The organism is Caproiciproducens puteiluti (assembly GCF_052442865.1).
In the GTDB taxonomy this organism is placed as follows: domain Bacteria; phylum Bacillota; class Clostridia; order Oscillospirales; family Acutalibacteraceae; genus Caproiciproducens.
Genome location: NZ_CP194790.1, coordinates 1,816,007 through 1,839,699, shown reverse-complemented (window position 1 = coordinate 1,839,699; position 23,693 = coordinate 1,816,007). Strand labels below are relative to the sequence as shown.

Below are 23,693 nucleotides of genomic sequence, written 5' to 3'. Positions count from 1 at the left end.
GTAAAAATCCGACGACTAAACAGCCGCCGGATTTTTTTATGTTCATTTTTCCCCTTTTTTCCCCATTATATCGCCTGTATCGCCATTGCTGAGGGAATCGAAGGTATAGGAGTCCAGTTTTTTACGTACAATGGACGAAATCTCGTCATAGATCTGATGAACCTTACAGCAGGTGTTGTGCTGGCAGGCGTACTCGTCCTGCTGGCATCGGCTGATCATGTACGGGCCTTCGACCGACTCAATCACTTCCCGCAGGGTGATTTTGCCGGGTTCCCGCGCAAGCATATAGCCGCCGTGCGCTCCCTTGTACGAGACGATCAGACCGCCCGCCACCAGCTTGCGCAGAATTTTCAGCGCAAACCGCAAAGGTACATGGGCCTGGTCGGAAATGGACCTCGCATCTATTTTTTGATTGGATACCGCCAGCATTTCCACAATTCTGACGGCGTAATCGGCTTCCAGTGTCATGACCATTGCAGTCATCCCCTTTAATCCAGGAAATCTTTCAGCTTTTTGCTGCGGCTCGGATGGCGCAGCTTGCGCAGAGCCTTCGCCTCAATCTGTCTGATACGCTCTCTGGTAACATTGAATTCCTTTCCGACTTCCTCCAAAGTGCGGGAACGGCCGTCTTCCAGACCGAAGCGCAGACGGAGCACCTTTTCCTCCCTGGGGGTCAGCGTATCGAGCACATCGGCAAGCTGTTCCTTCAAAAGCGTGTGGGAAGCGGCGTCCGCCGGCGCCGGGGCGTCGTCATCCGGAATAAAGTCGCCGAGATGGCTGTCCTCTTCCTCGCCGATCGGCGTTTCCAGGGAAACCGGCTCCTGTGCGACACGCATGATTTCACGCACTTTGTCCACCGGCATATCCAGCTCTTCGGAGATCTCGTCGGCGGTCGGCTCGTGGCCGTTGGTATGAAGAAGCTGGCTGGAGACCTTCTTTACCTTATTAATGGTTTCCACCATGTGAACCGGGATTCGGATGGTCCTTGCCTGGTCGGCAATGGCGCGGGTAATCGCCTGACGGATCCACCACGTCGCGTAGGTGGAAAATTTAAAGCCCTTGGAGTAATCGAATTTTTCTACCGCCTTAATCAAACCTAAGTTGCCTTCCTGAATCAGGTCCAGGAACTGCATACCGCGCCCCAGATAGCGCTTCGCAATGCTGACGACCAGGCGGAGGTTCGCTTCGGAAAGGCGCTTTTTTGCGGTCTCGTCCCCGTCGGAAATGCGAATGGCAAGGTCGATTTCCTCCTCCGGCGTCAAAAGGGGAACCCGGCCGATCTCTTTCAGGTAAACCTTGACAGGGTCGTCAATCGCAATTCCTTCCGTGCTGAGCGCAGATTCGATGTCTTCGTTTTCGTCCACCTGTGTGTTGAAATCAATGTCTTCCAGCGCTACGTCGGCAAAATCTTCAATAATTTCCACACCCTGTGCTTCCAGCGTATCATAGAATTTTTCGATCTGCTCGGGTTCAAAGTCCAGTTCTCCGATCGCGTCCAGAATTTCCTTGGTCGAAAGCTGTCCTTTGCTCTTTCCCTGCTCGATCAATTCCCTGATCACTGTTTTCTTGTCCGGTGCTCCCATAAATTAGTCCCCCTATTTCTTCTGTGACCTCAGCTTTTGCAGGTAATCCTGTATCTCCTGCGGCTCTGCTGAATTTACGTTTTCTACGCTCATTTTTTCATATTCCTGCTGAATAACATCGATATATTCCTCTGCGTCCCGCATCGTAACGGAAACACCGTGAAATTTTGCAAAAATCTTGGCAATGGAAGAAATCTCCTCCATGGAGAACTCTTCCGCTATATCTGTAAGGCTGACCGCCTTCGCATTCCTAATTCTTTCCATTATTGTCCCATATACACGGCGGTTAAACGTCGTCGCAAATTTTTCGGCCGGCAAAAGCCTTTCTATTGCTATAGCGTTCTCAGGGTATTGAACAATATACGCAATCAGCGCCTCTTCCGCGCTTGCAGCCCTTAAATGCTGCATTTTTTCGGGGTTAATGCTGTCGCGAACACCCGCCGACTGCTGCTGGAACGCCTTGAACGCCTTTTGCTCTTGATTTTTTTTCAGTTTCGAGCGGTTCTTCTGTACCTGCTGCAAAATGGCCGTACGCTCAATTCCGATTTCCTCCGCAAGCTTTCCTGCGTATACCTCCTGCTCAATCCGGTTGTCCAACGTGGCCAGCACCGCGGAAGCGCCTGTGAGGTAATCCACCCGGCCCTGCGGCGTCTGAATGTTGCAGCCCTGCCGAATTTTTTGCAAACGGTATTCTACGTCGTTTCCGCTGGCGTCAATCAGCTGCTTGAATTTCACCCGGCCGTTCTGGCCGTTCGATCGTATGTATTCGTCCGGGTCTTTTCCTCCGGAAATCGTAAGCACCTTCACCAGCAGCCCAGCCTCGCGCAGAATCGGGATGGCGCGCGCGGTCGCCTTCTGCCCCGCTTCGTCCGAATCGTAGGAAAGAACCACTTCTTTCGTATACCGCGCCATCAGGCGGGCCTGATTCGGCGTCAGCGCCGTGCCCAGCGTGGCGACCGCGTTGGTGAACCCGGCCTGATGCATGGAAATCACGTCCATATAGCCCTCGCACAGGATCAGCTGCTCGGTGCCGCTGTTTTTGGCAAAATTCAGCGCGAACAGAAAATTGCCTTTATTGAACACAGGCGTGTCCGAAGTATTGAGATATTTCGGCTTTTCATCGGTCAGCACGCGGCCGCCGAAGGCAATCACGTTCCCCCTTAGATCGATGATGGGGAATATCACCCGTGAAAAAAAGCGGTCAACAGCTTGTCCCGACCGGCCTTTGAAAGCGACATTGGCCAGAATCATTTCGTTCTGCGTGTAGCCCTTTTTCTCCAGACACCCCACCAGCGAGTAACGGGAAGCCGGAGCATACCCCAGCCCAAAATGGCGAACCGTGGCGGGCGACAGGGCACGACGGTTCAGATAATCCATGCCCGCCTGCCCCTGCTCCGAATTTAATATTGAATAATAGTGCCGCGCGGCCTCGCGGTTGATTTCCAGAATGCGCGCCCGCAGCCTGGCCATGCCGTCGTCGACCTGGTTTTCCGGCACCTGAAGCCCGGCGCGCTGCGCCAGAAAGCGAACCGCCTCCATGTAATCCAGATTTTCAATGCGGCGGACAAACGTAATGACGTCGCCGCCTGCACCGCAGCCAAAGCAGTAAAACGAACCGTTTTCCGGATACACGTTGAAGGACGGTGTCTTTTCATTGTGAAAAGGACAAAGTCCGACCAGATTCCTGCCGCTGTGCCTGAGATTGACATAAGAAGCGACGACTTCGGATATTTCGCAGCGCGCCTTTAACTCCTGCATAAAAGCTTCCGGCAATGGCATATCGTCACCTCATTTTTATTAAGATTTACAATTTCCAGGATTTTGGCACATAAATATCCTGAAACAGCTGGACCGCAAAATGATCGGTCATCCCCGCAATATAATCGCATGCGGCGCGCTCGGTTCCGTCCTGCTCCGCAATCAGGCACATATCCGGCGGGAAACGCTCGGGCCGCTGCAGATAATAGCTGTACAGCGTGCCGATCAGATTCGGAACCTTTTTCTCTTCCGCCTTTGCGTAGGGATTCAGATAGACGGACTCAGACATAAAATCGTGCAGCCTGTCAAAGGCTTCCTGAGCCCTCGGGTCCATTCTGATTTCCCCGTTCCGGCTGTTTTCCACGACGGAATGGACCAGGGTATCGATTCTCTCCGTCCGCCGTCCGCCCAAAACGGACTTGATATCTTTCGGAATATCGCTTTCCAGCAGTACCCCCGCCCGCTCGGCGTCGTCCATATCGTGATTTATGTAGGCAATCCGGTCCGCCGTACGGACTATTCTTCCCTCGAGCGTCATTGCCTCCCTGCCCTTGGTGTGGCACAGGATTCCGTCGCGCACCTCTTTTGTCAGATTGAGGCCGGCGCCGTTTTTCTCAAGCTTTTCCACGATGCGCACGCTTTGCTCGTAGTGGCGGAACCCGCCGGGACAAAGCTGGTCCAGCGCCCGTTCCCCCGCGTGGCCAAACGGCGTATGCCCCAGATCATGGCCGAGGGAAATCGCCTCCGTCAGATCCTCGTTCAGCCGGAGCGCCCTTGCTATGGTGCGGGCGATCTGGGAAACCTCCAGCGTGTGGGTCAGGCGCGTGCGGTAGTGGTCACCTTCCGGGGAAAGAAAGACCTGCGTCTTATGCTTCAGCCGGCGAAAAGACTTGCAGTGAAGGATTTTGTCCCGGTCCCGCTGATAGGGCGTGCGCAGATCGCACTCCTCCTCGGGAACATCCCTGCCCAGCGTATTCCTGGAAAGCGCGGCATAGGACGAAAGGGTTTGTTCTTCAATCTCCTGTGTACGTTCACGGACCGTCATCATACCACCGCCTGTTTTTCTATATTCTTTGGGTTTCATATAGATATACGCAGGATTATACAAAATCCCTTCAATTCTCAGGAAAATTTAAAAAACTTTTCTCCTGTGACCTCCGTTTTGCACTGACCGCAGGTGGCGTCGGCCAGTTTTTGTTCAAAGGAGCGCATATCTTCGTCGCCCATATGAAAAGATAGCCTTACAGAGTCGGTAAACTCCGCATTGTCCACCGTCCCGCCGCTTTCCGGTATCAGCGCGCTTACTCTGCCGTACTGATTGTAATCGCAGCAGACCTCGGCCGTCAGGCAGGTTCTCATCGTAATGATTCCGACCTGCTCCAGTGCGATGGACGCTCCGTGGGAATAGGCACGCACAAGGCCCCCGGCACCGAGGAGGATTCCGCCGAAATACCGGGTGACGACGACCGCCGTATCCACCACCTCGGATTTCACCAGCACGTCCAGCACCGGGATCCCCGCCGTGCCCTGCGGCTCGCCGTCGTCCGAATAGCGCCTGATCTGCCCCTGACGGAGAGAGTACGCGTAGACGTTATGGGACGCGTTCCAGTTTTTGGATTTTACGGAATTGATGAATGAAACCGCCTCTTCCTCGGTTTTTACAGGCTTTACGCAGCCGATAAAGCGTGAGCGCCTCTCCAGAAATTCTGCGAGGGCTTCCTTTTCAACCGTTCGATATTCAACCATGGGCATCCTCCACAAAAAATAAGCGGCGCAGAAAGCCTGCGCCGCCTAAGCTAATCCAAGAAAACTCAATCTGTCAATTACTTGCCCATACCGTAACGCTTCTTAAACATATCAACACGTCCGCTTGTATCAACAAGCTTTTGCTTACCTGTAAAGAACGGGTGGCACTTGGAGCATATTTCAACGCGGATGTTTTCCTTCGTGGATTTTGTGTTTATAACATTCCCGCATGCGCATGTGATCGTAGTTTCTTTATACTTGGGATGTATATTTTCCTTCATTACCTGTCACCTCTTTCAACCAAACTGCAACTTAACATTTGAATTTTACCATAGAGATTCCCAAATTGCAAGTAAAAAATCATATTTCAGGAATATTTCTGCTTATTTCGGACTTTGCTTGCGGATATACGCCTCAAACTCTTCCAGGCACATGGAATATTCCCGCATCTTTACGGCGTTGCCGCCGCCGACATACCGAAAATGACGCGGGTTGGACGCCACACCGGTGATCGCGGCCTTTGCTCCGGTGTACCGCAGCACGAAACCGTACTGCACGCTGTTCTTGACAAGCCATTTATACTGCGGGGTAGCGGAAAAATCAGTACCCGCGGCCTCGCCCTCCGCCGCAAACTCCACCGCCATGCCGGTCTGATTTTCATTGTACCCTCCGCGCCCGACGGTATTCTGCACCTGATTTTCCGCCCTCACCTGCGTAAATCCCTGATTCTTCACCAGATCCTGTACGGCGGCGGCGAAGAGCTTGTCCTGCTCCTTTGCGTCCACATAGCCCCTTGTCAGCTTCAGGGGACATCCCGCGGACTTCGCATCGTCCATCATTTTCCGGAGCGCGGGAAGAATTCTGGCATCGACGGTGATTCCCTCCAACTGATCTGACTGAACCTGAAAATCGGATTTGAGCGGGGTGGACGCGTTTACCACCACCAGATTATAGGAATCGTCGTAGACAGGCAGCGCCCCGCTTTTGGAAGAGGCTTCTTCGGCCATGCTGGAAACCGAAGCGGATGCCGGTTTCGTGAACGGATTCTTGAGCTGGACCCACACCAGAATGGCCCCCGAGGCAACCGAAATACAGACGATAACCGCAATGACAGTCATAACAATTTTTATTTTTCGCACCTGATCGGCATTCCGCCAGCCGGTGCGGCTTTTCACTATCTTTTCTCCGCGTCTGCGCAATGAGCCGCCCCCTTTCCTACGGTTCGTTTTACCGCAATCCGTCAAACCGATTTTCCTTTGCGGAGGGGAAATCGGCAGCCTTCTTATCATGATATCATTGTATAACTTAAATCAAATAATTTCAACCGCTTTCTCAATTTCAGGCTTGTATACAATATCTGACAATTCATTTGATTTATGGTGATAAATATAATATCATATACACTGGGTAAAATTTTTGATTTCTATTTTTACGTTAGGATTGGAGTCTTAGAACATGAGAAAAACCAAAATCATATGTACTCTCGGCCCTGCGACAGATAATATCGACGTACTGCGGCAGCTGATGCTCGCCGGCATGGATGTCGCCCGACTGAACTTCTCCCATCAGACCTCTGCGGAGCAGAAGGTGCGCGCGGACGCCGTAAAAAAGCTGCGCAGCGAACTCAAGATTCCCGTCGCGCTTCTGCTCGACACCAAAGGGCCTGAAATCCGTGTCAGGGACTTTAATCAGCCGAAAATCACACTGAAAACCGGGGAAAACTTTACGCTGACCAGCCGGGATATTGTCGGTGACGAAACCATTGCTTCCATCACTTTCGCGCGTCTTCCGCTGGAGGTTTCCACCGGGGCCAGAATTCTGATCGACGACGGCCTGATCGAACTGAAAGTACTTTCCTGCACCGAAACCGACATCCACTGCAGCGTCGTCAACGGCGGGACCATTTCGGCCCATAAGGGAATCAACGTACCGGGCATCAATCTTTCCCTTCCGTTTATCAGCGAAAAGGACAAGGAGGATATTGCTTTCGCCGTGCGGGAGGACTTTGACTTTATTGCCGCTTCCTTTACGCGCAGCGCAAAAGACATTATCGAACTGAGAACGGAACTGGAGAAACATAACTGCCATAAAATCCGTATCATTGCCAAAATTGAAAATTCCGACGGTGTGGAAAATATTGACGACATTATCCGGGTATCGGACGGCATCATGGTCGCCAGAGGCGACCTCGGCGTAGAGATTCCGCTTCAGGAAATCCCCGTCATCCAGAAAAAGCTGATCAAAAAGGCTTACAATGCCGGCCTGCAGGTCATTACGGCGACCCAGATGCTGGATTCCATGATCAAGAATCCGCGTCCGACGCGGGCGGAAGCTACCGACGTCGCAAACGCCATTTACGACGGAACCAGCGCCATCATGCTCTCCGGCGAAACCGCCGCGGGGAACTACCCGATTCAGTCTTTGAAAACCATGGCGACCATTGCGGAGCGCACCGAACGCGATATTGATTACAAGGGCCGTTTTGAAAAACGTGATTTCACCGAACAGCCCAACGTTACTTCCGCGATCTCCCACGCAACCTGTACAACCGCCCAGGACCTCGGCGCGGTCGCGATTATGACCGTGACGAAATCCGGCAGAACCGCCCGCATGATTTCCAAGTACCGTCCGGAATGCCCGATCATTAGCGGGACCACCGACCCCACCGTCCAGCGCCAGATGAATCTTTCCTGGGGCGTTGTGCCGATTATGATGGATGAAAAAGACAACACCGACGAGCTGTTCGACCACGTAGTCGACGTTGCCCGCAATCAGGGCCTTGTCAAAAACGGAGACCTCGCGGTGATTACCGCCGGTGTGCCGCTCGGCGTTTCCGGCACCACCAATCTTCTGAAGGTCCAGCTGGTCGGCGACGTGCTGGTATCCGGCATCGGCGTTACCAAAGGCGCCGTCTGCGGCAATCTGTGCGTCTGTGCCGATGAGGACGAAGCTCTGAGAAATTTTAAGGACGGCGACATCCTCGTCATTCCGCAGACCAGCAACAAAATTCTCCGTATCATAAAAAGCGCGGCGGGGATCATCACCGAATTCGGCGGAATGAACTCCCACGCGGCGATTGTCGGGCTGACACTGGACAAGCCTGTGATCGTCGCTGCGGAAAACGCGGTACAGATTTTAAAGAGCGGCACGACGGTCACGCTGGACGCGTCCCGCGGCATTGTGTTCAGTGGAATTGAAAAATGTACGCTGTAAGCCATCCGTTCAGCCTCAAAAAATCCTGAGATTTTATATTTGAAAGATACAAAAACAGCCTGACCTGTGTTTTCCCCACAGTGTCAGGCTGTTTTTATTCTTGTAAGGTCTCAATCGCCAGAGAGATAATCCGCAAAGCTGATTTTCTCAACGGAATCGCTGTAATACTTAGGGCTGATATCAATCGATTTCAGATACGCCTGTAAATTCTTTTTGAGCAGAGTTTCATAATCTTCCCTGGAATACCGGGAAATCATCTTTTCCGCAACATCGTAATGCGTTCCGCAGAACTCCCTGATGGACGGCGCCCAGTAGCTTCCGTCCTTCGCCTGCGTATACGCCGTGCAGTCAGAAATTTTTCCGTCGCTGCCGACGGTTCCCGTAATCGCCGCGGGAATCACCGCTCCGCCCGTATTCGTTAAAGTATCGCCAAGCACCTGAAAATCCTTAACCAGTACCGTGGCAAAAACCGTGACTGTCGTCCCCTGCGTCTCGCTCCCGTAAAGGACGGGAGCGGCAATGGTGACAGTATCATCTTTTTGAGAAGCGTACCGGTCCATAGCCGCTGTATAAACAAAATCAAGATTGCGGTCGTTCGTTGTTTCCCAATATTCCTTTTTGGGCAGAGAGGCCGGCTCATAGGGATCCAGCTTTTCGTACCATTCCCGCGCCGTTTGAAAGCTGCCCTCCGGCACATTGTTTCTATCGCCAAGCAGATCGACGCAGATCGCTTTCATGATCTCGCCGCGAAGCCCATCCGATCTGCCGCTTTTGAATTCTGCGAGCAGATAGGTAAGCGCCGTATCCCCCTGTTTGAGAATATTTTCATACTCCTGCCGATGCGCGCTGATATAGTCGTTCGGTGCGGAGCCGGACAAGGGGGAGGACAGGATCGTTTCAAGGTCCGCTTCGACGCTTTCCTGTGCGGCGGACCGGGAGGAAAACGAGTCCTCTTCCCCGGTTTTCCCCTCTGAAACAGCCGGGAGACTTTCCGCCGAGGAAGCCGGTTTTTCCGGAGAACCCGAGCGGCAGGCCGCAAGGATGCCCGCACAAGCCGTCAGCGCCAGCAAGGCGCAAAAAACAGCCGTGCTTTTTCTAAGCGGCGATAAAAGCGGGTTCATATCAGCCCTCCTGTCTCCGGATAACGGTGTTTTTTTCAGCTTGCCTCGTAAAAAGCCTTGATTCCCTTATAGGTCATATAGACGTCCAGTTTCGCTACAATCTCAAACGGAGAATGCATCGAAAGAACCGGAACGCCGACGTCGAGAACATCCACATTCAGATTGGCAATGTATAACGCAACGGTTCCGCCGCCGCCGCCGTCCACCTTGCCCAGCTCGCCGATCTGCCACAGCACGTCGTTCTGCTCAAAAATGTTTCTGACCTCGGCGACGAATTCCGCAGACGCCTCGCTGGAGCCGCTCTTTCCCCTGGAACCGGTGTATTTGGCCATACCGACACCGTCGTTGATATAGCAGGAATTGGTCGGCTCGTACGCGCTGGCGTAGTTCGGGTCATACGCAGCCGTCACATCGGCGGAAAGGCATTTGGATTTACTCAAAACATGCCTTGCTTCCAGCCCCTCGGCATGAGCCAGGTCGGAAATGAAATAGTGCATAAACTGGGAGTTCAGGCCGGTGTTTCCGTCGCTGCCGATTTCCTCCTTGTCGGCCAGAACCGTAAGGATAGTGCTGTCGGGTGTTCCGGCCTGCAGAGCGGCCATCAGAGCCGGATAGGCGCAGACCCTGTCGTCGTGGCCGTAAGCGCCGATCATGCTGCGGTCGAAACCGATATCGGAAGCTTTGAATGCCGGTACGAATTCAATATCCGCGGAAACGAAATCCTCCTCGGTCATCCCGTATTTGTCGTGAATCAGTTTCATAATGTTCAGCTTTACCAGATTTTCACCCTCGTCGGCCCGGACGGGACGGCTGCCGGAAACGATGTTCAGGTTTTCGCCCTCAATCGCTTTGGAAAGCTTCTTCTCCATCTGTTCGGCACTGAGGTGCGGAAGCAGATCGGTTATACAGAACTGCGGTTCGCCCGGCTCCTCGCCGATACGGATTTCCACGGAAACGCCGTCCTTGCGTACGGCAAGGCCGTGCATGGAGAGAGGAATGGCGGTCCACTGATATTTTTTGATTCCGCCGTAATAATGGGATTTGAAGAAAGCAATGTCGTCTTTCTCATAAAGCGGATGGGGTTTCAGATCAAGCCTTGGCGAATCGATATGGGCGGCGGCGATGCGCACGCCGTTTTTACAGCCGTTTTTGCCGATCACTGCAAGGATCACGGCCTTTCCGCGGTTGTTATAATAAACCTTATCTCCCGCCTGATATTTTTTCTGAGGGTCAAAGGGCACAAATCCGGCCTTTTCAGCCGCCTTCAACGCAAAAACGGTCACTTCGCGCTCTGTTTTCGCAAGATCCAAAAACTTTTTGTAATCCTCGCAGAAATCATCGGCCTTTTTAACCGTCTCATCCTCCATTTGAAAATAGCCGTTTTTCCGGTTGAGCAAAAGCTCCTCCGTCAGCTTTTTCAATTCGTCTTTTTCATATTTCTTAGCCATCGATTGTTTCTCCTTTGCTGTTAAATTGATATAGTTTTTTATAATTCGCATAATTCTTTAAGACGGCGTCCACATAATTTCTCGTTTCCTCGTAGGGGATGCTGTCAAGCACGGCGCCGTCTTTGGAAATATCCGGATTTTTCAGCCATGTGTTTACCGTACCGATTCCGGCATTGTACGCGCTCAGCGCGGTCGCCTTCTCGCTGTACCTCTCAAACAGAAGGGCCAGAAGCTTGCAACCGTAACGAATGTTGATGTCCGGCGCGTAAAGGTCCTCTTCCTCATATTTCGTATCGCTTTTCAGCTTGGTCTGCACCCACTCAAAGGTATCCGGCGTCATCTGCATCAGGCCGACGGCCCCGGCGTGCGACCGGGCGTTCGGGTCAAAATTGCTCTCCGCCTTGATCACGGAATAAACCAGCGCAGGGTCAAGCCGGTTGGCTGTCGCCTCTTTCGCCACAAGCTGTGTATATTGAAGGGGATACGCCCTTTTCATGAAAAAAGTATACCCCCGATTCAAGGCAAAATAACCGATCAGCAACAAAATGACGGCCGCGGCGCAGGCCAGAAGAATTCTTTTAAAATGTTTCATGCATAATCTCCGATAATTTTCTCCAAAAGCTGATTCACTCTTTCTTGGATGTCGTCGTCACTCATGGTGCCGGTAAGCTGATACCGTGCGCGGGAGCTGTAATACGCGTCGTCCTGCTGCATGCTCATCCGTGCTCTGGCCAGCTCCGGCGTGATGGAGTCGCGGTTTACAATGCGGTAAAGCCGAACTTCGGCGGGCGCGGTGACGGCCACAGAGGTCGTGCAGAGCGAATCGGATCCGCTTTCAAAAAGGAGAGGAGCGTCCAGAATAATCGCCTTCGCCGTTTGTTGCCGATATTCGGCGATCTTACGGATCACTTCCTCCTTGATCAGCGGATGGGTAATCGCATTCAGCCGCTCTGTGCTTCTTTGATCGGCAAAGGCGCGCTGCGCCAGCAGAGTGCGGTTGAGCCGGTTGTCTTCCCCAACAATATCATTCCCAAATTCGGCTTTTAAAGCCGCAAGGCATTTTTCGTCCGCAATGGTTTCGCGGGCAATCCGGTCCGCGTCCACAATCAGGCAGCCCGCCTTCTGAAAGGCGGCGGCCACGGTCGATTTTCCGGCGCCCGTCGGGCCGGTCAGTCCGATTACCAGGTCAGTCAAGATGCAGCACCTCAAATCCAGCCGCGCGGATCAGCCGGTTATAAACGGCAAGACCCACGCCTTTCGGCTCCGGGCAGCGTGCGTAAACGGTTTTCGCGTGAATTTCGTCAAGGCGGCGCAGCGCGTCGAAAAGCTCGCGCGCCTGCTCGCCGTAATCGTCTTCCCCTCCGTAGCAGACGGTCGGAACCGTCAGCTCCGCGTCCTCCCCGCTGTAGCAGAGGGCCGCGGTACCGTCGCCACCGTGGCTGTTTACATAATTTCTATATGCGTCAAAACTGCCGTCAATGATAATTACGTTCGCTTTCGGCGAATAATGCTTATACTTCATGCCGGGAGAAGAAGCGCGAACACCTTCCTTCAGCGGATGCAGCACCGCGCTGTCCATTTCCACCGTTCCCAGAACGCTGCGGAGCTGCTCCAGCGTAATCCCGCCCGGCCTTAACAGGCGCGGAGGATCGCAAGCCAGAGTAACGACCGTCGATTCCACCCCGACCCCGCAGGGCCCGCCGTCCACCACCGCTTCTATTCTCCCGTCCAGATCGTTCAGGACATGCTCGGCGGCCGTAGGGCTGGGATGCCCGGAAAGGTTGGCGGACGGTGCGGCAAGCGGAATCCCCGCGGCATCGATCAACGCCCTGGCGGCGGGATGGGACGGAAAACGGATGGCGACCGTGTCGAGTCCGGCGCTCACCTCATCCGGAATTTTGTCCGACTTCGGCAGAATGATCGTCATCGGACCGGGCCAGTATGCCTTTGCCAGCTTTTCGGCTTCGGGCGTTACTTTCCGAACCAGCCGGCCAATCTGGGCAAAGTCAGAAATATGTACAATTAAAGGGTTATCCATGGGCCTGCCCTTCGCGGCAAAAATACCGGCGACGGCTTTTCCGTCCAGCGCGTTGGCGGCAAGCCCGTAAACCGTTTCCGTCGGGATACCGACCAGACCGCCGTCCCTGAGAATTTGGGCGGCGGTAAGGATGTCTTCCCGATTGTTTGCGTTCAGCCTTAGGGTCTGCATTGTTTTATTCTCTCTCTTCCGATTGGTTATCTATGGTGTTTTGGAGCTTTGCGGCTCTGTCCGCCGTAATCAAAGCGTCTATAATTTCATCGAGACTTCCATTTAAGATATCGTCCAGGCGGTAAATGGTCAGACCGATCCGATGGTCGGTCATCCGCCCCTGCGGATAATTGAAGGTGCGTATCCGCTCGGAACGGTCACCGGTTCCCACCTGTGACCGGCGTTCGGAGGCTATTTTTTCGTCGTGCTCCCGCAGCTTCGCCTCATACAGCCTGGAACGCAGCACTTTCATTGCCTTGTCTTTATTTTTGTACTGGCTCCGCTCATCCTGACATTCCACCACCGTGCCGGTAGGCAGATGGGTGATCCGGATCGCGGAGGAGGTTTTATTGATGTGCTGGCCGCCCGCTCCGCTGGAACGGTAGGTGTCGATCTGTAAATCCTTCGGATTGATCTCGAGTTCCACTTCGTCGGCTTCCGGCAGAACGGCGACCGTAGCGGTGGAGGTATGCACCCTGCCCTGCGTCTCCGTTTCCGGCACACGCTGCACGCGGTGCACGCCGCTTTCATATTTCAGGCGGGAATACGCCCCGTCGCCGGTAATCATAAAGCTGATTTCCTTAAACCCGCCCAGCTCTGTTTCGCTGACGTTCAGAATTTCCGTTTTCCAGCCCTTCGTTTCCGCGTACATGCTGTACATACGGTACAGGACGGCCGAAAAAAGGGCGGCTTCCTCGCCGCCGGCGCCGCCCCGGATTTCAACGATAACGTTTCGGTCGTCATTGGGGTCGCGCGGCAGAAGCAGGATTTTCAGCTCCTCGGAACACCGCTCGATGTCCGATTTCGCGGTCTGAAATTCCTCGTCCGCCATCTCCTTCAGATCTTTATCGAGGCTGCCGTCCTCCAGCAGCTCACGCGCTTCTGCCATGGAGCGGACGGCCTTTTGGTATTCCCCGTATTTTTCGACGATGGGCGTGATATTTTTATGCTCCTTCATCAGTTCGGTATACTGGGCCTGATTGGATAAAACCGAAGGGTCGTAGAGCTTATGATTTAACTCCTCATACCGTTTTTCAAAGACTTCCAGATTTTCAAACATAGTCATTCTCCTTCATTTATTCTGTTGATAAATAAAGGAGCTACAATTCGTGCTGCGGTTCTTCCCTGATAATCTTTTTGATATTCTTTTCACATTTCAGCCTGGGGACCATAATTTCATGCCCGCAGGAGGTACAGCGAATTTTAAAATCCATGCCGGAACGAAGAACAAGAAAGGTTTTACTCCCGCAAGGATGCGCTTTTTTCATCTGTAAAATATCACCCGGCCTGACATCCATGTTAAGCACCCCACTTTCTTCAATTTACTTTCTTTAGAAAACATATAATATAGTATATCACTAAATCCGCTGAACCTACAATATATTTTTCATATTTGCTTGCCCTCGTACAGGGAAAAAGGGTATAATCTGCTTATGATTATGAAATAAAGGCCGTGATCGCATGTCTACGAAGGACGAAATATTAAAGTATCTGCAAAAGCATAACGACTATGTTTCGGGCGAGGAGCTCAGCGAACAGCTGATGGTCTCCCGCACCGCCGTCTGGAAGCACGTCAACACCCTGAGAAGCGCTGGCTATGAAATCGAATCCGTTACAAACCGCGGCTACCGCCTAATTTCTTCCCCCGATCAGATTACGCCGGAGCTCATTCTTTCGGGTCTGGAAACAAAAACGCTCGGAAAAACCGTTTTCAGCTTCGACAGCATCGATTCCACCAACGCACAGGCAAAACGCCAGGCCCTTTCCGGCGCTCCGAACGGCAGTCTGTTCATCGCGGAGCGGCAGACCGGCGGCAAGGGCCGCCTTGGACGAGCTTGGGAATCCCCTTCCGGAACGGGACTGTGGTTTTCCGTTCTGCTGCGGCCGGGCAGCCTGCCTGTACAGGTAACGGGCATTACGCTCTTAGCCGGACTCGCCGTCTGCCGGGCGATCCGCAAGCAGACAAAGGCCCCGGCCATGATCAAATGGCCGAACGATATCGTGATCGGAAGTAAAAAGGTCTGCGGCATCCTGACGGAAATGGCCGCGGAAATCGACCGGATCGAGTACGTCGTCGTCGGAATCGGCATCAATGTGAACATGGAAAATTTTCCCGACGAGCTGTCTGTAAAGGCAACCTCCCTGCGCATGGAATGCGGCTGGCCGGTCGCCCGCGCAGGACTGCTTCAGGAAATCCTGAAGCAGTTTGAAGAAACTCTGTGCGATGATATCGACCGTCCCGAAGCGATCCTCGCGGAGTACAAAACACTCTGCGTTTCCTTAAACCGCACTGTCGGCTTTACCCGAAATGAAGAGTCCGTCACCGCGACGGCGGTGGATATCTCCCCCGCCGGAGAGCTGATCGTCCGGTGTGAGGACGGAAGCCTGTTATCCATCAACGCCGGAGAGGTCTCCGTGCAGGGAATATACGGGCAGACATAAAAAACTCGCTGCTTTTCCGGCAGCGAGTTTTTGCATTCTTTATTTCTTTTTGAAGCTGTCTTTCAGAGAAACGCAGCGGTTAAAGACCGGGTGTTCCCGCGTACTGTCGCGGTTATCCTGACAGAAATATCCCTGACGCATGAACTGATAGGAATGAACTCCCTCCGTCTGAGCGAGGGACGGTTCCACCTTACAGTTGGTCAGCACCTTGAGCGAATCCGGGTTCAGCTGGGTAAGGAAGTCCCCTGCCTCCGGGTCCGGCACGGTAAACAGGCTGTCATACAGACGAACCTCCGCATCGGCGGCGGTTTTTGCGTCCACCCAGTGAATGGTACCCTTGATCTTTCTGCCGTCCGGCGTATTTCCGCCGCGTGTCTGCGGGTCATATTCCGCGTAAACCTCGGTGACATTGCCGTTTTCATCTTTTTTGCAGCCGGTGCAGCGAACAATATACGTCGTTTTCAGCCGAACTTCATTGCCCGGGAAAAGACGGAAGTAGCCTTTTACCGGCTCCTCCATGAAGTCTTCCTTCTCGATCCACAGCTCGCGGGAAAAGGAAACCGTTCGTGTGCCGTCCTCCTGACGTTCGGGATTGTTCTCCACTTCAAATTCCTCGGTTTTATCCTCGGGATAATTTGTTACGATCAGCTTGACCGGGTTCATCACGGCCATGGTCCGCTGCGCGTTCTGATTCAAATCCTCCCGCAGGCAGTGTTCCAAAAAGCCGTACTCCACCGTACTGTTCACCTTGGAAACACCGATGCGTTCACAGAAATTCCGGATGGAAGCCGGCGTGTAGCCCCTGCGGCGAAGCCCGCAGAGCGTGGGCATGCGGGGGTCGTCCCAGCCGCTGACATAATCGTTTTCCACCAGCAGGCGAAGCTTGCGCTTGCTCATGACGGTATTGTTGATGCCCAGACGGGCAAACTCGATCTGTCTGGGCTTGTCCGGCAGATCGATATGGTTGATGACCCAATCGTAAAGCGGCCTGTGGTCTTCAAACTCCAGCGAGCACAGCGAATGGGTGATTCCCTCCAGCGCGTCCTCGATAGGGTGTGCGAAATCGTACATGGGATAAATGCACCAGGTGCTGCCGGTGCGGTGATGCGTCATATGATTGATACGGTAAATGACGGGGTCGCGCATGTTGAAATTCCCGGAGGCCAGATCAATTTTGGCCCGGAGCGTCATTTTTCCATCCTCAAATTCCCCATTTTTCATGCGCTCAAACAGATCGAGGCTTTCCTCCGCCGGTCTGTCGCGGTACGGGCTGACCGCCGGGTTTGTCAGGTCGCCCCGGTTCTCACGCATCTGCTCCGGAGTCAGTTCGCAGACATAGGCAAGGTTTTCTCGGATCAGCTTGACGGCCAATTCATACATTTTCGGAAAGTAGTCGGAGGCATAGTAAAAACGGTCGTCCCAGGTGAACCCCAGCCAGCGGATGTCCTCCTGAATGGCGTCCACGTACTCCGTGTCTTCCTTGGTCGGATTGGTGTCGTCCATCCGCAAATTGCAGATGCCGCCGAACTTCTCCGCGGTACCGAAGTCGATGCAGATCGCCTTGGCGTGGCCGATGTGCAGGTATCCGTTCGGCTCGGGCGGAAAACGGGTGTGGACCCTTTTCCCCTCAAACCTGCCCTGAGGAGCAATATCCTCTTCTATAAAGGTATGAATAAAATTACCGGAAGCTTCCGCTTCACCGGCAGTCGTTATTTCGTCACTCATTTTCGTTTCCGCTCCTTATGCCTGCAATTTTTCAAGACCGATATGAAGCCTGCGGGTGGATTCCCGCTTGCCCAGTATGGCAAGGATTTCCATGGCTCCGCCGGGCGTGACCGTCATCCCCGCCGCCGCGATGCGCACCGGCCACAGCAGGGTCCCGTTTTTCACTTCCAGCCTTTGTGCAAGCGCAATCAGCAGATCGTGGAGTCCCTCCACCGACCAGTCGTCCGTTTTCTCCAGTTCCGCAATAGACTCCTGCAGCATCTGGACCGAATTTTCAAGATTGGTCTTGCTCTTCTTATTTACAAAGAAATCAACCGGGTATTCCGGCAGTTCCTTCAAAAATTCGATCATCTCCGGAATTTGCGTAAACTGGGTCACGCGGGGCTGTAAAATGGAAGCAAGCACCTGCCAGTTCAGTTCCGCACTTGGGAAAACTTCTCTGAAATACGGCATGGCGTTCTCTATGAATTCCTGCTCCGACATGGCGCGGATATATTCCCCGTTAAACCAGTTCAGCTTGTCGTAATCGAACACGGCGGGCGATTTGCTGATGCCGCCGATCGAAAAATTCTCTACAAGCTCCGGAAGCGTAAACAGCTCGCGGTTTTCCTTCGGGCACCAGCCCAGAAGCGCGATATAATTGACGATGGTCTGCGGCAGATACCCTTCCCGTATTAGATCCGCAAAGCCGGTGGAGCCGTGGCGCTTGGACAGCTTGGAAACGCTGCCGTCCTCATTTTTTCCCATAATAAGCGGAAGATGGACATAGGTAGGCACGTCCCACCCGAAAGCCTGATAAAGCAGGTTGTACTTCGGGGTGGAAGTCAGGTACTCGCTGCCTCTGACCACATGGGTGATCTGCATAAGATGGTCATCGATGACGTTCGCGAAATTATAAGTCGGATAACCGTCGGATTTAATGAGAATCTGATCCTCCAGTTCCTTGTTTTCAATCGTGATGGAACCGTATACAGTATCGTCAAAGGTCGTGGAACCCTCTATCGGCATCTTTTGGCGGATTACATACGGCTTGCCCTCCCGAAGCAGCCGGTCGACCTCTTCTTTGGGCAGGTCGCGGCAGTGGCGGTCATATCCCCCGGAGAAAGTTCCGTCCTCTTTGCTTTCATGCAGCGCGTCCAGCCGCTCCTTGGTGCAGAAGCAATAATACGCTTTTCCTTCCCTGATAAGCTGTTCCGCATACGGTTTGTAAATATCTTTGCGCTCGCTCTGCACATAAGGGCCATACTCGCCGCCGACATCCGGTCCCTCGTCGTGCTTCAGGCCGACTTTTTCAAGCGTATTGTAGATAATATCCACAGCGCCTTCTACAAGCCTTTCCTGATCGGTATCCTCAATACGCAGTACAAAAGTGCCGCCGAGCGATTTCGCAATTAGATATTCATACAAGGCCGTACGAAGATTTCCGACATGCATAAAGCCTGTCGGGCTCGGTGCGAACCTTGTTCTTACTGTTTTTTGCTGCATTGATTGCCATACCCCTCTCGTTGTTATGAAATTGGAAACCTGTTATTGGTTCATTATACCAAACTCGAGGGTAATATTCAATGAGAAGCAGTTTGATTTTTATTGAGATAGTCTATATATTCCTCAAGGCACAGATTCAATTCTTTCATCTTCTTCGCATGCTCCACCCCGACATAACGGAAATGCCATGCTTCGTATTTGATATGGGTGATATCCTGCTTGTCCTTTGGATAGCGAAGAATAAAGCCGTAATCCTGCGCGTGCTCCGAAAGCCAGCGGAATTCTTTGGTACCGCCGAAATCTTCAAGCACACCGTTCACATCAATGGCAAGCCCCGTAATGTGCTCGCTGGTACCCGGAGGCGCAACCGATTTTGCAGCCTCGCTTACCGCGTCCTCATAGCTGATTCCCGCTTTGTAGTAAGCTTCAATTTCTTCCGAATAGAGCTTCTGCTGTTTCTCATCATTGCGATAGCCTGAAGAAAGCCACAGGTGAATATCATCCTTTAAAGCGGCGTCGCGCATCTGGCGAAACGGTTCGACGATTCTTGAGTCCATATTCACATTGAATTCATTTACAATTTTGGATTGGAAGGTTTCCGGAAGCGTATGCTCGTAATTGACCAAAACGAGCCTCCAGTCATCCGGCTGCTCGAACTGCTGGCCGGCCGGCTGACTTGTCCGGCTTGGGCTCGGCTGTACAGCGGAAGACACCGACGCTTTGCTGCTGACGGCTGTCGGCTTTGCTTCGGCTTTTTTTGCATCAATGTGTTCAAAGGCCATAACAAAAACGGCAGTCGTCGCCGCCATGAGAGCCAGTTCTACTATAACAACAGCAAATGCTGAAAGTGTTTTCCGAATTTTATTCTTTTCCTGATACATTCTTTTCCCACCTATAAAAAACGAATCATTTTTATTATAATACAAACCTCACTAAAAATGCATCCTTCTTTTTCTGTCAATTACATTTTCCCTGCGTATAATATAGTATTTGGAAAAAAGAGATGATGTTTTATGTATGACCATTATCCGTTTCAGCTCCTGCCGCTTCCCTATGCATACAATGCTCTGGAACCTTATATCGACGCCGAAACAGTAGAAATTCACCATGACAGGCATCTGAAAGCGTATGTCGACCATTTGAACGAAGCGCTGCAGCCATATCCGCAGCTGCACAATATGACCCTAGAGCAGCTTCTCATTAACTCGGACCGGCTCCCAAAATGTATTCAGACCGCAGTAATCAACAACGGCGGCGGCGTATACAACCACAATTTTTATTTTAACATTATGGGGCCTGTCAATCATGAGCCCGGTGCTCAGATGCTGCGCGCAATTGAAAAAGCGTTCGGCAGCTACAGCAATTTCAAAGAACAGCTAAAAGAAGCTGCTGTAAACCGCTTCGGCTCGGGTTACGCCTGGCTGGCTGCCAACCGATGCGGCGATTTGAAAATTCTATCTACCGCAAATCAGGATACCCTTCTAAAAACCGGCCTGAAACCGATCCTTCTGATTGATGTCTGGGAACACGCATACTATTTGAAATATAAAAATCTCAGGCCTGATTATGCCGAAAACTGGTTCAATGTACTCGATTGGTTCCAAGTGGAATCCTTTTTTCAGAAAGCTTGAGCTGACATGAACAACTGTTGTGGTGAAAAACTTGTAACACTTGCTGCGGCTATTTCCATACAGATCGCTCAGTGCGTCACCAACGACGAACTGGCAGTATTAGGAGAACTCTTCACAGTCATTGGAGATCAGTTGTCCCTGCTGGCCGTTACAAATCCGTTATGCTGCCCGGACAGCAGTAAAAAAGCTCCGCCAAAACAGGAAAACGACAGCGCATGAATTCACTGCAAGTGCAGAGAATACTCTTCGGGGTGAATTTATGAATGAAGGATTCGACCATCTTCCGCTGGAATTCAGCATGCTTTTCTCAAACGATCTGAGAGTTCAGGAATACCTGAATTCAAGGCCCGTTTCTCAGCGATATCAGGCGGAAAAATATCAATATGAGAACTACGAGAAAAATGAGTCGCCGCACAGCGTCCGGGAAAAAGAGGGCAAAGAATAGCCAGGTCAGCATCAGAGCCTTTTCTGATGCTGATTTCTTTATGATTGCTGTCCTTACAGATTCGCTGTAAGGACCCGTTAAATTCATCGGAGAGATTTTTTGGCAGTTTATCGGTAAAAATAGAAGTTTTCACTTGCAAGGCTTTGGATGTTGTGATATACTAATTAACGTTGTTTCCGGGTGTGGCGCAGTTGGTAGCGCGCTTGACTGGGGGTCAAGAGGCCGTGAGTTCAAGTCTCGCCACTCGGACCATGTCGAGTGTCCTTATAGGATCTGAGTATCCTTTAAGGACACTCCGTTTTTTATCCGGCTTTTGCCTGGGAGTAGCTTAGTGCTACTCCTTTTCTCGTTTTTAAGCGGACATCCGCTTCCGGGATACTCTCGCGCTCCGGCACGGTAAAGGCTCCGATGCAGTTATAAAAAATGGTGATGCACTGAACAGTTTGCCCACCGACCTTCTCGGCGTGATATACGTCGATATGGTCAATCAACTCTGTCACCATCCGCTGTGAAAGTTCCTGTGCATCGGTATACCGGCGTATGGTTTCCAAAAAGTTGTCAGCGGTCATGAGCTGCCCGCCCGTTTTTCGCAGCTCCGATTTGAGAGCCTTGGCTTTGGCGGCGTTCTCGCCCTGCTCCTGTTCGTACTTCTTGGACATTTTGGCAAACCGCTCATCGTTGATCTTCCCGGATACGTTATCCTCGTATAACCGTTCAAAAAGCGTGTCCAGTTCCTTATCCCGTGCCAGCAGACCGTCAAGCTCCCTTTGCCGCAGCGACCGTTCACATGCCGCCGTCTTTGCCGAATGTCCGATAATCGCTTTCACAAAATCATCTTCATACTCGTCGGCAAACTGTGTGAGACGGCGTATTTCCTGCAAAACCACCTGTTCCAAAAAATCCAGCCGGATGTAATGGGTGGAGGTGCATTTTCGGTATCCGGTGTTATGGTTGCAGCAGCTAAAAAATTTGATGTCGTGGTTTCCCTGATTGAAGTGATAGTTGAGATTGCCGCCGCATTCAGGGCATTTCAGCAAACCAGAGAAGATGCTCCGTTCTCCGCTGACCGTCGGCTTTTTCCGGCGTGTGCCACGACGTAAGCTCTGAACCTTCTCCCACGTTTTCCGGTCGATGACGGCTTCGTTGACGTTGGAAAATACGACGCGGTTTTCCTCGTCGTTGGCGATGCGCTTTTTCATCTTGTACGACTTGGAATAAGTTTTGAAGTTGATCACATCGCCGCAATACTCCTGCATGGTCAGAATTTTTCTGATCGTGGTATGCCCCCATTGCGTGGGCAAAACAGAGCTTTTTGTCCCGCCGCGATTGATTCCCTTGCTTTGCCAATAGGACATGGGATTGAGAATTTCATCCCGCGCCAGCGCGGCGGTGATTTCGGAAAGGCCGTATCCGTCAAGCGCCATCTGATAGATGCGGCGAACGACGACGGCTGCTTCCTCGTCCACAATCCAGCGTTTGGCGTTGTCCGGGTCTTTCTTATACCCATAGGGCGGGGGCGAAAGAGGAACCCCGGAATTTCCTTTGAGCTTATTGACGATGCGGCGCTTTTTGGAAATATCCTTCGCGTACCACTCGTTCATGATATTGCGAAACGGAGTAAATTCATTGTCACCCTCGTCGCTGTCCACACCGTCCGAAACGGCAATCAGCCTTACATCGTGGGCGGGAAAGAATTCTTCGGTATAATAGCCGACTTTCAGATAATCGCGTCCGAGGCGGGAAAGGTCTTTTACAAGGACAGCCGAGATATAGCCCGCTTCAATCGCTTTTATCATCTGCTGAAAACCGGGACGGTCGAGGGTTGTTCCACTTATCCCGTCGTCAACGAAAAACTGAATATCCTCGTAACCTTTTTCCTTTGCCACTTTTTTCAGAATGGCTTTCTGGTTCGTAATGCTGTTGGATTCGCAATCAAGATTATCGTCGCGGCTCAAACGGCAGTACAGAGCGGCGGTATCCATATTGTGCTTTTTATTGTTTGACTGTTTCAAGACAGCCTCCTTTCCGGCAGTCAAACAAGCAGTATTTACACTTATAGTATACCGCTTCCGCCCGCCCGTGTTAAGGATGTCGCCGCCGCATAAACCCGTTCCGTATCGGCTTCCATGAGCTTTAACAGGATCGCCGCGATTGTTTCGCCCCGGTCTTTATATACCGGCGTCACAACAAAGTTGATTTTATTGACCTGATATGTGTATCGCTCCGCTTCTGTTGCTTCCGGCATATTGTCTCCTTCCCTGAACTATGTAAATTTTTTTTTAGCCTCCCCGTGTCCCGTGGGGAAACACCAAAGGGCGGCACCGGCATGGTGCTGCCCTCTAATCTTGCTCCACACTTTGGGCCAAGTTGGCCCGAAGTCAATAGGGACTGTCGCAATAATGCCGGTCGGCTTCTTCGATAGACTTCATATCGAAAACGTAATGAAGCTCCGAAAGCACGCGCTGAATATCATCGGGGCTGAATCCGCAGTTCTCCATAGCCCAAATGATATAGCCACGGCAGGCATTGTTGCTCCATTGCTGATCAAGCAATGCCGTTAACTGTTTATCCATGATAAAACTCCGTTCATCAACAGAGGGAACAGACCGCGCCGGGAAATTTCAGGCTGTCGCAAGACAGAAAGGCCCTGCGCGGTGTTCCTGACATGTAACGCGAACAGATAACCCGGACGGGCGGCGGCTTTTCCGCCCCATAGGGATTTCACCTCTCCCCATTCTGATGGCGAGGCGTCCTCATTGCCTGCGACGGCTCACGGCCTAATATGGCCGCTTCACGCTCGGACTGTGACTGAACGCAAGTATCCGGGTTTGTGTGCTTTATCCGGCGG

General features: G+C 52.2%; 25 protein-coding genes and 1 tRNA gene. 6 read left to right on the top strand and 20 right to left on the bottom strand.

Features of this window, described 5'->3' with window-relative positions; all coding sequences use genetic code 11:
- Positions 1-42: 42 nt before the first annotated feature.
- The 7 genes from ACRQU7_RS08895 to ACRQU7_RS08865 all read right to left on the bottom strand — a co-directional run bounded on the left by ACRQU7_RS08895 (position 43) and on the right by ACRQU7_RS08865 (position 6,262).
- Positions 43-474, bottom strand: a complete 432-nt coding sequence (locus tag ACRQU7_RS08895) for an RrF2 family transcriptional regulator (RefSeq protein WP_038323928.1) — start codon at positions 472-474, stop codon at positions 43-45.
- Positions 475-488: 14 nt separating this feature from the next.
- Positions 489-1,583 carry an RNA polymerase sigma factor RpoD gene (gene rpoD / locus ACRQU7_RS08890; protein ID WP_141825110.1) on the bottom strand — a complete coding sequence of 365 codons (1,095 nt, stop codon included), beginning with the start codon at positions 1,581-1,583 and terminating at the stop codon, positions 489-491.
- A gap of 12 nt (positions 1,584-1,595) precedes the next feature.
- On the bottom strand, positions 1,596-3,362 hold the full coding sequence (gene dnaG / locus ACRQU7_RS08885) for a DNA primase (protein WP_444645312.1): 1,767 nt from the start codon (positions 3,360-3,362) through the stop codon (positions 1,596-1,598).
- A gap of 25 nt (positions 3,363-3,387) precedes the next feature.
- Complete coding sequence (locus ACRQU7_RS08880) at positions 3,388-4,386, bottom strand: deoxyguanosinetriphosphate triphosphohydrolase (protein WP_444645310.1); 999 nt, start codon at positions 4,384-4,386, stop codon at positions 3,388-3,390.
- 77 nt (positions 4,387-4,463) lie between these two features.
- Entirely contained in the window at positions 4,464-5,087 is a 624-nt protein-coding gene (locus tag ACRQU7_RS08875; protein ID WP_444645308.1) for an IMPACT family protein, read from the bottom strand.
- Positions 5,088-5,164: 77 nt separating this feature from the next.
- Positions 5,165-5,368 carry a 50S ribosomal protein L31 gene (gene rpmE / locus ACRQU7_RS08870; RefSeq protein ID WP_038323919.1) on the bottom strand — a complete coding sequence of 68 codons (204 nt, stop codon included), beginning with the start codon at positions 5,366-5,368 and terminating at the stop codon, positions 5,165-5,167.
- A 102-nt stretch (positions 5,369-5,470) separates the two neighbouring features.
- A complete protein-coding gene (locus ACRQU7_RS08865; protein ID WP_444645305.1) occupies positions 5,471-6,262 on the bottom strand; it encodes a M15 family metallopeptidase in 792 nt (263 codons plus the stop codon).
- A gap of 280 nt (positions 6,263-6,542) precedes the next feature.
- On the opposite strand from ACRQU7_RS08865, the gene pyk reads away from it, so the two are divergent.
- Positions 6,543-8,300 (top strand): pyruvate kinase, encoded by a 1,758-nt coding sequence (pyk, locus tag ACRQU7_RS08860; protein WP_444645303.1) that lies wholly within the window; start codon positions 6,543-6,545, stop codon positions 8,298-8,300.
- 110 nt (positions 8,301-8,410) lie between these two features.
- On the opposite strand, the gene ACRQU7_RS08855 is transcribed toward pyk, so the two are convergent.
- The 7 genes from ACRQU7_RS08855 to ACRQU7_RS08825 are packed head-to-tail and all read right to left on the bottom strand — an operon-like array spanning position 8,411 to position 14,415.
- Complete coding sequence (locus tag ACRQU7_RS08855) at positions 8,411-9,421, bottom strand: hypothetical protein (RefSeq protein ID WP_444645301.1); 1,011 nt, start codon at positions 9,419-9,421, stop codon at positions 8,411-8,413.
- A 35-nt stretch (positions 9,422-9,456) separates the two neighbouring features.
- Entirely contained in the window at positions 9,457-10,869 is a 1,413-nt protein-coding gene (locus ACRQU7_RS08850; RefSeq protein WP_141825105.1) for an aminopeptidase, read from the bottom strand.
- A complete protein-coding gene (locus tag ACRQU7_RS08845; protein ID WP_038323912.1) occupies positions 10,862-11,461 on the bottom strand; it encodes a lytic transglycosylase domain-containing protein in 600 nt (199 codons plus the stop codon). Before ACRQU7_RS08845 ends, ACRQU7_RS08850 begins: the two co-directional genes overlap by 8 nt.
- Positions 11,458-12,063, bottom strand: a complete 606-nt coding sequence (gene coaE / locus ACRQU7_RS08840) for a dephospho-CoA kinase (RefSeq protein ID WP_185741062.1) — start codon at positions 12,061-12,063, stop codon at positions 11,458-11,460. Before coaE ends, ACRQU7_RS08845 begins: the two co-directional genes overlap by 4 nt.
- Positions 12,056-13,078: an L-threonylcarbamoyladenylate synthase gene (locus tag ACRQU7_RS08835; RefSeq protein ID WP_444645298.1), complete on the bottom strand. Its 1,023-nt coding sequence runs from the start codon at positions 13,076-13,078 to the stop codon at positions 12,056-12,058. Before ACRQU7_RS08835 ends, coaE begins: the two co-directional genes overlap by 8 nt.
- Before the next feature lie 4 nt (positions 13,079-13,082).
- On the bottom strand, positions 13,083-14,177 hold the full coding sequence (gene prfA, locus ACRQU7_RS08830; protein ID WP_444645296.1) for a peptide chain release factor 1: 1,095 nt from the start codon (positions 14,175-14,177) through the stop codon (positions 13,083-13,085).
- A gap of 40 nt (positions 14,178-14,217) precedes the next feature.
- Positions 14,218-14,415, bottom strand: coding sequence for a DUF951 domain-containing protein (locus ACRQU7_RS08825; protein ID WP_038323909.1), 198 nt, complete (start codon positions 14,413-14,415; stop codon positions 14,218-14,220).
- Between the two features lie 163 nt (positions 14,416-14,578).
- Here ACRQU7_RS08825 and ACRQU7_RS08820 point away from each other — a divergent pair, with 163 nt between their 5' ends.
- Complete coding sequence (locus ACRQU7_RS08820) at positions 14,579-15,559, top strand: biotin--[acetyl-CoA-carboxylase] ligase (RefSeq protein WP_444645294.1); 981 nt, start codon at positions 14,579-14,581, stop codon at positions 15,557-15,559.
- Between the two features lie 39 nt (positions 15,560-15,598).
- Here ACRQU7_RS08820 and ACRQU7_RS08815 read toward each other — a convergent pair whose 3' ends face one another.
- The 3 genes from ACRQU7_RS08815 to ACRQU7_RS08805 all read right to left on the bottom strand — a co-directional run bounded on the left by ACRQU7_RS08815 (position 15,599) and on the right by ACRQU7_RS08805 (position 19,650).
- Positions 15,599-17,284, bottom strand: a complete 1,686-nt coding sequence (locus tag ACRQU7_RS08815; protein WP_444645292.1) for a glutamine--tRNA ligase/YqeY domain fusion protein — start codon at positions 17,282-17,284, stop codon at positions 15,599-15,601.
- 15 nt (positions 17,285-17,299) lie between these two features.
- Positions 17,300-18,769 (bottom strand): glutamate--tRNA ligase, encoded by a 1,470-nt coding sequence (gltX, locus tag ACRQU7_RS08810; RefSeq protein ID WP_444645290.1) that lies wholly within the window; start codon positions 18,767-18,769, stop codon positions 17,300-17,302.
- Positions 18,770-18,846: 77 nt separating this feature from the next.
- The gene (locus tag ACRQU7_RS08805; protein WP_444645288.1) at positions 18,847-19,650 is read right to left on the bottom strand and encodes a M15 family metallopeptidase; all 804 of its coding nucleotides are present in this window, start codon (positions 19,648-19,650) and stop codon (positions 18,847-18,849) included.
- Between the two features lie 132 nt (positions 19,651-19,782).
- On the opposite strand from ACRQU7_RS08805, the gene ACRQU7_RS08800 reads away from it, so the two are divergent.
- The 4 genes from ACRQU7_RS08800 to ACRQU7_RS08785 all read left to right on the top strand — a co-directional run bounded on the left by ACRQU7_RS08800 (position 19,783) and on the right by ACRQU7_RS08785 (position 21,097).
- Positions 19,783-20,400, top strand: a complete 618-nt coding sequence (locus ACRQU7_RS08800; RefSeq protein WP_444645286.1) for a superoxide dismutase — start codon at positions 19,783-19,785, stop codon at positions 20,398-20,400.
- A 6-nt stretch (positions 20,401-20,406) separates the two neighbouring features.
- The gene (locus ACRQU7_RS08795; protein WP_141397594.1) at positions 20,407-20,619 is read left to right on the top strand and encodes a DUF6774 domain-containing protein; all 213 of its coding nucleotides are present in this window, start codon (positions 20,407-20,409) and stop codon (positions 20,617-20,619) included.
- Between the two features lie 40 nt (positions 20,620-20,659).
- Positions 20,660-20,845 (top strand): hypothetical protein, encoded by a 186-nt coding sequence (locus tag ACRQU7_RS08790; RefSeq protein WP_444645284.1) that lies wholly within the window; start codon positions 20,660-20,662, stop codon positions 20,843-20,845.
- Positions 20,846-21,021: 176 nt separating this feature from the next.
- A tRNA-Pro gene (locus ACRQU7_RS08785) sits at positions 21,022-21,097 on the top strand.
- A gap of 50 nt (positions 21,098-21,147) precedes the next feature.
- On the opposite strand, the gene ACRQU7_RS08780 is transcribed toward ACRQU7_RS08785, so the two are convergent.
- The 3 genes from ACRQU7_RS08780 to ACRQU7_RS08770 form a co-directional block, all read right to left on the bottom strand.
- The gene (locus ACRQU7_RS08780) at positions 21,148-22,857 is read right to left on the bottom strand and encodes a recombinase family protein (protein ID WP_444645282.1); all 1,710 of its coding nucleotides are present in this window, start codon (positions 22,855-22,857) and stop codon (positions 21,148-21,150) included.
- A 41-nt stretch (positions 22,858-22,898) separates the two neighbouring features.
- Positions 22,899-23,090 carry a hypothetical protein gene (locus ACRQU7_RS08775; RefSeq protein WP_444645280.1) on the bottom strand — a complete coding sequence of 64 codons (192 nt, stop codon included), beginning with the start codon at positions 23,088-23,090 and terminating at the stop codon, positions 22,899-22,901.
- A gap of 133 nt (positions 23,091-23,223) precedes the next feature.
- A complete protein-coding gene (locus ACRQU7_RS08770; protein WP_444645278.1) occupies positions 23,224-23,418 on the bottom strand; it encodes a hypothetical protein in 195 nt (64 codons plus the stop codon).
- Positions 23,419-23,693: the final 275 nt, after the last annotated feature.